Origin of the sequence: Mesorhizobium sp. BR1-1-13 (assembly GCF_020165515.1) — a bacterium.
In the GTDB taxonomy this organism is placed as follows: domain Bacteria; phylum Pseudomonadota; class Alphaproteobacteria; order Rhizobiales; family Rhizobiaceae; genus Mesorhizobium.
In genome coordinates this window covers 187,149-194,676 of the sequence record NZ_JAIUIH010000012.1, presented here as the reverse complement: position 1 = coordinate 194,676, position 7,528 = coordinate 187,149, and the positions used below count along the sequence as shown (strand labels likewise).

Annotated in this window: 6 protein-coding genes; 3 read left to right on the top strand and 3 right to left on the bottom strand. The window is 67.1% G+C overall.

Features of this window, described 5'->3' with window-relative positions; translation table 11 throughout:
* Positions 1 to 27: 27 nt before the first annotated feature.
* The 3 genes from LB533_RS24645 to LB533_RS24635 are packed head-to-tail and all read right to left on the bottom strand — an operon-like array spanning position 28 to position 4,813.
* The gene (locus LB533_RS24645; protein ID WP_140639746.1) at positions 28 to 2,850 is read right to left on the bottom strand and encodes a DUF4159 domain-containing protein; all 2,823 of its coding nucleotides are present in this window, start codon (positions 2,848 to 2,850) and stop codon (positions 28 to 30) included.
* Positions 2,847 to 3,809 carry a DUF58 domain-containing protein gene (locus tag LB533_RS24640; protein ID WP_140639745.1) on the bottom strand — a complete coding sequence of 321 codons (963 nt, stop codon included), beginning with the start codon at positions 3,807 to 3,809 and terminating at the stop codon, positions 2,847 to 2,849. Before LB533_RS24640 ends, LB533_RS24645 begins: the two co-directional genes overlap by 4 nt.
* Positions 3,809 to 4,813, bottom strand: coding sequence for an AAA family ATPase (locus LB533_RS24635; protein ID WP_140639744.1), 1,005 nt, complete (start codon positions 4,811 to 4,813; stop codon positions 3,809 to 3,811). The genes LB533_RS24640 and LB533_RS24635 overlap by 1 nt, the downstream gene beginning before the upstream one ends.
* Positions 4,814 to 4,948: 135 nt before the next feature.
* Between LB533_RS24635 and LB533_RS24630 the strand changes: the two genes are divergently transcribed.
* The 3 genes from LB533_RS24630 to LB533_RS24620 are packed head-to-tail and all read left to right on the top strand — an operon-like array spanning position 4,949 to position 7,486.
* Complete coding sequence (locus LB533_RS24630) at positions 4,949 to 5,578, top strand: DUF1285 domain-containing protein (RefSeq protein ID WP_140639856.1); 630 nt, start codon at positions 4,949 to 4,951, stop codon at positions 5,576 to 5,578.
* Between the two features lie 13 nt (positions 5,579 to 5,591).
* Positions 5,592 to 6,224 (top strand): CoA pyrophosphatase, encoded by a 633-nt coding sequence (locus tag LB533_RS24625; RefSeq protein ID WP_140639855.1) that lies wholly within the window; start codon positions 5,592 to 5,594, stop codon positions 6,222 to 6,224.
* Positions 6,221 to 7,486, top strand: coding sequence for a CCA tRNA nucleotidyltransferase (locus LB533_RS24620; protein WP_140639743.1), 1,266 nt, complete (start codon positions 6,221 to 6,223; stop codon positions 7,484 to 7,486). Before LB533_RS24625 ends, LB533_RS24620 begins: the two co-directional genes overlap by 4 nt.
* Positions 7,487 to 7,528: the final 42 nt, after the last annotated feature.

The window sequence follows — 7,528 nt, the reverse complement described above, 5'->3', positions numbered from 1 at the left end:
GGGGCGGGCACAAGAAAGAGCTTCATCTTACTGCCCCAACCGTTCAAGCAATATGGGCACGTGCACCTGGTCGGATTTGTAGTTGCCGGTCAGCATGTACATCATAATGTTGACCCCGGCGCGGAGCGCATAGATGCGCTGCATCGGATCGTTGGGCACGGTAGGCAGCAGCGGGTCGCCATTCTCGTCGACGGCCCAGGCGCCGGCGAAATCATTGGCGGTGATCATGATCGGCGAGACGCCGTCACCGGTACGCACCGGCCGGTTTTCGGCATTGCTGGCGTCGAGCGATGCCTCGACCCAGAGCGGGCTGCCGCCGAAGCGGCCAGGGAATTCGGGCAGGATAAAGAAGGATTTGGTCAGAACATGATCCGACGGCACCGGCTCCAGCGGCGGCACGTTGAGGTTGCCGAGGATGTCGCGCAGCCGCTCGGTGGCGGGGCTGGTCGAGTCGGCGCCGATGCCGTTGGCGAACTGGTCGCGCGTGTCGAACAGCACGGTGCCGCCCTGCTGCATATAGGCATCGATACGGGCAATCGCGGCCTGGCTGGGCATGGCTGCGGCCGGATCGATCGGCCAATATATGAGGGGAAAGAACGACAGCTCGTCCTTGGAGATGTCGACGCCGGCCGGCGCGCCCGGCTCGAGCGCGGTCTTCTCGATGAGGAAGCGGGTCAGGCCCTCGAGCCCGGCGCGGCTGATCGAATCGTCGCCGGGCACGCCGGTCAGCACATAGGCGATGCGGGTCTTGGAGATGTCCTCTATGGCGGCGGTGTCGCCAGGCTTGGCATCGTCGGCGCGCGCGGCGCCGACCTGGCCGAACAGCGCGCCGAGCCCGATCAGAATGGCCGCCGTGGTGGCCACGGCGCCGGCGCGGCGCGGCTTTCGTGAGAACAGGCCACCCATCCAGAACACCGCCAGCGTATCGAGCACCATCAGCGCCAGCGCGGCGGCCACCAGCGCGCCTTTCAAATTGCGCGATTCGTCAAAGGCGTACTGGATCGTGGTAACCGGGACGGTGATTTGCGGGCGCGCCAGCGGCGCGAGCGTACTTGTCGCATCGAGCAGATTGTGGGCGAAGACGCCGGCCTCCGAGCCATAGAGGCCGGGCGGGTTCTCGAACGTCACCGGCAGAGCGCCGGCGCCCGGCACCAGCGGGCGCGCATCCGGCGTCGGCGGCACCAGCATTCCGTCGGCCGCTATCATGCGGTAGGGCGCCAGCGAGGTGGCGGCGGCTTCGGCATTGGCGATGGCGGCGCCCTGGTTGCGCGACAACTGCACGATGCGGCGCAGCATCTCGACGAAGCTGCCGGAGATCGGCAGGTTCGACCAGGTCGCTTCGGGCGTGACGTGGAACAGCACCAGCGTGCCCTTGCCCTTCTTCAGCCCGGTGACCAGCGGCGTACCGTCGGCAAGCGCTGCCCAGGTGCGCTCGACGATATCGGGCGTCGGTTCTGCCAGCACCTGCCTGGAAACGGTCACCTCGGTCGGCGGCGCCAGATCGGCGAAGGGGCCAGCCTTGGGGAATTCGGTGACCGGTTGCGGCGTGGTCCATGACAGTGCGCCGCCGAGCGAGCGTTCGCCGGTGCGCAGACGCACCGGCAGAAGGTCGTCGTCATTGCCGGCGGCGGCCAGTCGCGACCCGGCGAAACGCACCAGGGTGCCGCCCTTTTCAACCCAGTCGACGAGCCTTGGCCTGATCTGTGCGGGAATGGTGCCGATATCGGCCATGACGATCATCGCGGGCTTCTGGTCGAGGATCTGCGGAATGGCGTCGGCCAGGTCGGCGCTGGAGGGTTCGACCAGGTCGGCGAAGGGCTGCAGCGCGCGCCTGATATAGTAGAGCGGCGACAGCAGCGGCTGCGCCTGGTCGGCCTCGGCCTGCGACAGGAGTCCGACGCGGCGGCGCTTGGAGCTTTCGTCCAGCACGCGCACCGCGCCCGCCTGACGCTCGCCATCGAGCGCGATCGAGGCGAAATCGTTGCGCAGCTCGAACGGCACCGCCATGGTGCCGGTGGCGGTGGATTGGCCGGGTGCGAAAGTCAGCGTCGCATCGGCGATGCGGCGGCCCTTGTCGTCGAATGCGCCGGCGGTGACTTGCGCCGGGGCCGCATCGCCGGGCGGCCGGATGGCGGTGAGGGCAAAACCGTCGACCTCGTTCTCGGCGCCCGTCAGGCCGGTCAGCGACATCCGGTCGGCAACGGCCCACACGACCCGGGCGGCGTTTTTGGACAGGAGCGTGTTGAAGGCGGCGTCATCGCCCTTCGCCGCCAGGCCGTCGGCCAGCACGGCGACGCTGGCGCCCGGCAGGCGCTCCAGCGCGGCGGCGACGCGGGCGTAGACCGCCGGCCGGTCGGTCGGGATCGGCCGCGGCTTTGCCGCGCGCAGCCGGTCGAGCGCTGCGGCAGCATCGAACGGGCCGATCTCGGCATTGGGTTTTTCGGCGGTGAAGGCGATGATGATCGGCACGCCGTTCGAACCGGCGTCGGCGATCAGCCGCTCGGCGGTTGCGATGCGCTTGTTCCAGTCGGCGGCGCTTGCCCAGCCATTGTCGACGACCAGCGCCAAGGCCGCGCCCTCGGCCGGCAATTTCTCGCGCGGATTGAAGACCGGTTCGGCAAGGGCGGCGACGATGAGCGCCGCCATCAGCAGCCTGAGCAGTGTCAGCCACCAGGGGCTCTGCTGCGGGGTTTCCTCGCGCTTCAGCACGCGCGCCAGGATCTTCAACGGCGGAAACACCTCGGTCTGCGGCCTGGGCGGAGTCAGCCTGAGCAGCCACCAGATCACCGGCAGTGCCAAAAGACCCCACAACAGCATGGGCGCGCCAAAGGAGAGCGGCAGCCAGCTCATGCGACGGCCTTTCCAAGCTGATCGCCACCGGCGATCATGCCGGCGTGGCCAACAGCGGTCAGCCTGGACTGACCGCCATCGGTCATCGCCATGTGCAGGCGTACCAGGGCGTCGGAAGCCAGTCGATCGGTGTGGTTGACGGTGAAGCTCCAGCCGAGCCGCTTGCACCAGCTGGCCAGTTCCTGGCGTCGGGCGCCATAGAGCAGGCGATATTCATCGGCCAGCATCTCGGCGCGTCCGGCGGTCAGCTTGTCGCCACTCTCCGGGTCGGTGAATTCGGTGCGGCCGGCATAGGGGAATGTCTCCTCGGCCGGATCGGCGACCTCGATCAGATGTGCGCGCACGCCGTGGCGGGCGAGCACGTCGAGCCAGGCCATGGTCTCCTCCACCGGGTCGAGGAAATCACTGGCGATGACGATGTCGCAGAAGCGGCGGATGCCGGAGAGATCGGGTTTGGCCGGCAACTCGCCGGCATGCATGAGCTGGGCGGCGATGCGCTCCGCGCCATTGCGGGCGGTGAACGGATCGGTAAGGCCGGGCCAGGCGATGCGCTCGCCGCTGCGCGACAACAGCTCGGCCATGGCCAGCGCCAGCACCAGGCCGCGCGATTGCTTGGAAACGGCGGCACCGGACGACTTGTAGAGCATGGACGGCGAGGGGTCGGCCCACAGCCACACCGTATGGGCCGCTTCCCATTCGCGGTCGCGCACATAGGTGTGGTCGTCGCGGGCCGAGCGGCGCCAGTCGATGCGCGAGGAATCGCCTTCGACATAGGGCCGGAACTGCCAGAAATTCTCACCGATGCCGCGCTTGCGGCGGCCATGCCAGCCCGCGATCACGGTGTTGACGATGCGGCGCGCCTCGACCAGCAGGTCGGGCACGAGCGAAGCCCGCAACCGGCCGCGGGCGAGCGCGTCGCGCGTCGCTGCCGGAGCCTGGAGCTCGCCGATGCGCGCCATCAAATACCTTTCACGAGCTTGGCCACCACGTCGCGCACGCTGGTGCCTTCGGCGCGGGCGGCGAAGGTCAGCGCCATGCGGTGCTGGAGCACCGGCTCGGCCAGAGCACGCACATCGTCGATTGACGGCGCCAGCCGCCCATCATAGAGCGCGCGCGCCCTCGTGCACAGCATCAGTGCCTGACTGGCCCGGGGACCCGGGCCCCAGGCGACATGCCTGTCGGTCTCGGCATTGCCCTGGCCGGGGCGCGCCGAACGCACCAGGGCCAGGATCGCCTCGACCACGCTTTCAGGCACCGGCATGCGGCGGATCAGCGTCTGGATATCCCTCAGCCGTGCCGGCTGCAGCACATTCTGCGCCCTCGCGTCCTCGACGCCGGTGGTTTCCAAAAGGATGCGGCGCTCGGCCTCGAGTTCGGGATAGAGGATGTCGACCTGCATCAGGAAACGGTCGAGCTGTGCCTCGGGCAGCGGATAAGTGCCTTCCTGCTCCAGCGGGTTCTGCGTCGCGAGCACATGGAAAGGCGAGGGCAGGTCGTGGCGGGCACCGGCGATGGTGACGTGATACTCCTGCATGGCCTGCAGCAGCGCCGACTGGGTGCGCGGCGAGGCGCGGTTGATCTCGTCGGCCATCAGCAACTGCGCGAAGATCGGCCCCGAAATGAAGCGGAAGGAGCGCTTGCCGAATTCGTCCTGCTCCATCACCTCGGAGCCGAGAATGTCCGAGGGCATCAGGTCGGGGGTGAACTGGATGCGACGCGAATCGAGGCCGAGCACGATGCCCAGCGTCTCGACCAGCTTGGTCTTGGCGAGGCCGGGCACGCCGACCAGCAGCGCGTGGCCGCCGGCCAGAAGCGCCACCAAAGCGCGTTCGACGACACTTTCCTGGCCGAAGATGATGCGACCGACCCCGTCGCGGACCCTGGAAATGTCGGCCAGCGCCTTCTCGACCTCGGCGATCATGTCTTTTTCGCTGATCGGGCTTTCCTTGACCATCACGCTCATGCAGCATCGATCCTTGTGGTTGGAAATACCAGCTTGACGCAGAATGCCGCGATTCGGCTCCGTCTGGCGCCTGCCGTCAAATTTAAATCACAGAGTTAGGCTGACAAGCGCAACAACAGTGACTATTTCGTGACGATGGCAGAGGGCTCCGAACAAAGACAGCAAAGCCTGGCGGCCGCGACCGAGGCGCGCGGCCTTGAGGCGCTGATCTCGCGCGCGGCCCGCGCCGGCAAGGGGCCGGCCCCGGTGGAGCGCTGGAATCCCGACTTCTGCGGCGATTTGGATATGGAAATTAAGGCTGACGGCACGTGGTTCTATCTCGGCACTCCGATCGGCCGCATGCCGCTGGTGCAGCTTTTTTCCTCGGTGCTGCGCAAGGACGCGGACGGCAGGACCTATCTGGTGACGCCGGTGGAAAAGGTCGGCATCCGCGTCGCCGACGCACCCTTCATCGCCGTCGAGTTGGATGTCTCGGGCAGTGGCGAGAGCCAGATCATCACGTTTCGCACCAATGTCGGCGACGTCGTCGAGGCCGGGCCGGAGCGGCCGCTGCGCTTCGTCGACGAACACGAGACCGGCGGGCTGAAGCCTTATGTGCTGGTGCGCGGGCGGCTGGAGGCGCTGGTGGCGCGGCCGGTGATGTACGAACTGGTCGAGCATGGCGAGGAAATCGAGATCGACGGCAGGTTGATGTTTGCCGTTCGCTCGAAAGGCCAGGCCTATCCGATCATGCCGGCCGACAGGCTGAGGCAGCTGAGCGCGTGACGGACAGTTCATGATGGACCAGGTGACGCCGACGCCCTTTTCCATTGCCGATCTGCGCGCGCGCTTTGCCGCGCAGCCGCAGGCGCATGCCGGCGACGACTATGGCGATCATCGCTTCAATCCAGGCCATCCGCGCCTCCACCGGGCGAAACCGCTGCGCGATGCGGCGGTGCTGATCCCGATCGTCGATCACCAGGGCGATGCCACGGTTCTTTTGACCAAGCGGGCCGAGACGCTGCGCAACCATTCGGGGCAGGTGGCCTTTCCCGGCGGAACGATCGATGCGACCGACGCCAGTCCGGAAGCGGCGGCGCTGCGCGAGACCTTCGAGGAGATCGGCCTTCGCCGGGATCATATCGAGGTCATCGGCCGCATGCCCGATTACGTCGCGGGCAGCGGTTACAGGATCGCGCCGGTGCTGGGCATCGTGCGGCCGCCTTTCCAGCTGGCGCTCAATGCCGAGGAAGTCGACCTGGCCTTCGAAGTGCCGCTGCGCTTCCTCATGGATCCGGCCAACCACATCAGGGACAGCCGCATTTGGAACGATCTCGAATGGTTCTTCTACGACATGCCCTATGGCGACCGGCGCATCTGGGGCGTCACCGCCGGCATCATCCGCACGCTTTATGAAAGGCTCTATGCGTGAAGGTCTCGATCGCTGACAGGGCCGACTGGCTCGGCGACAAGCATCTGCAGCGCCTGCTTGCCATTCTGGCGAGCGGCGGCGAGGCAGCGCGGGTCGCCGGCGGCGCGGTGCGCAACACGCTGATCGGCCAGCCCGTCGCCGATATCGACATCGCCACCACCTGCCTGCCGCAGGAGACAATCCGCCGCGCCGAGGCGGCGAGGTTCAAGACCGTTCCCACCGGCATCGAGCACGGCACGATCACCGTGATTGCCGGCGGGAAGTCTTATGAAATTACCACGCTGCGCGCGGATATCGAGACCGACGGCCGCCGCGCCAAAGTGTCGTTCGGGCGAGACTGGAAGCTTGATGCCGAGCGGCGCGACTTCACCATCAACGCGCTCTACGCGGAAGCCGACGGCACGGTCGTCGATCTGGTCGGCGGCGTCGCCGACATAGAGGGGCGCCGGCTGCGCTTCATCGGCGATCCGGAAGCGCGTATCCGCGAGGACTATCTGCGTATCCTGCGCTTTTTCCGCTTCTTCGCCTGGTATGGCGAAGGCCGGCCGGACGCCGAGGGGCTGAAGGCTTGCGCCCGGCTGAAGGGAGGGCTCGTGCAGCTCTCGGCCGAGCGCGTCTGGTCCGAACTCAAGAAGCTGTTGTCGGCGGCCGATCCGTCCCGCGCGCTGTTGTGGATGCGGCAGGCGAGCGTTTTGACCAGCGTGCTGCCGGAAAGCGAGAAATGGGGCATCGATGCGATCCACGGCCTGGCCAGAGCCGAGAAGGATCTGGGCTGGACGGCGGAGCCGATGCTCAGGCTGGAGGCGATCGTGCCGCCGGATGCGGCGCGCATGAAGACGCTGGCCGAGCGGCTGAGACTGTCGACTGCGGAAGCAAACCGTTTGCGCCACTGGGCGCTTACGCCGGGAATCGAGCCGAAAACCACCGAAGGTGAACTGGCCAAGACGCTCTACCGCGGCGACCGGCAGGGGGTCGTCGACCGGCTTCGCCTGTCACTCGCAGCGGCACGGGTGCGCGCGGTGGACCAGACCGATGCGCTCATCGAGGCCGGCGGCTTTTCCCGACTTCTCGCCTTCGCGCTGAGATGGGAAAGGCCCGTGTTTCCACTCAAGGGCGCCGATCTGACGGCGATCGGGGGGATGCCCGGGCCAAAACTCGGCGCGATCCTCAGGAATCTCGAAGTGGAATGGGTCGATGCAGGTTTCGGGCCCGATCGCGACGCGCTGCTCAAGCGCGCCGCGCAGGCCCTGAAGGCCGGATAAAGCATTCGTCAACGCAATCCGGGCGGAAATCGCTGCGATTTC